We start from the raw sequence: 588 nt of genomic DNA, 5'->3' as shown, positions 1-588 counted from the left end.
ACCGAGTAAAGAACGAAAACAAATAACACCTCGAACATTATGCTAACACGATTTGAAAACTATCTTAGGAACATAAAAGGCTATTCCGAGCGTACCACCTCGGAATATCTTAAAGACCTAAAAGCCTTTGCACGTTGGGCAAAGACCCACAGAGAGGGTGCGAAATGGTCAACTCTGACACGTTCAGACATTGACGAGTATATAACACAGAGGGCGAAAGAGGGTATTAAGCCTGCTACCACAAACAGAGAGTTAGCGAGCATCTCGGCACTATATCGCTACTTCATCCGTGAGGGACTTCTGACAAATAACCCTGCACGCTTTCAGAGTAGGCGAAAGGTAGGACACCACCTACCGAACACCATCCCATCCGAGGACTTGCAAAAGGCTTATGCCAACTCTGTAGGTGTCGTTCATGTTTGGATAGGCTTGCTCTCAACTACTGGCATTCGCATTAGTGAATTGTTAGGTCTGAAATGGGAAGATATTGACTTCAAAACTTGCGCCCTGGAGATAAACGGCAAGGGGGACAAAGACCGAATTGTCTATACTACTCCCGAATACTTGGAACTGATGCGCCAAGCATAC

The 588-nt window shown here is 45.7% G+C and carries 1 protein-coding gene; it reads left to right on the top strand.

Translation table 11 applies throughout. From position 1 onward, the window contains the following. Positions 1 to 39: 39 nt before the first annotated feature. Positions 40 to 588: tyrosine-type recombinase/integrase (locus J4G38_RS28200; RefSeq protein WP_226164138.1), on the top strand; the 549-nt coding region annotated here is incomplete at its 3' end.

Origin of the sequence: Hymenobacter terricola (assembly GCF_017921975.2) — a bacterium.
GTDB lineage: Bacteria > Bacteroidota > Bacteroidia > Cytophagales > Hymenobacteraceae > Hymenobacter > Hymenobacter terricola.
This window is presented reverse-complemented; position numbering and strand designations above follow the sequence as displayed.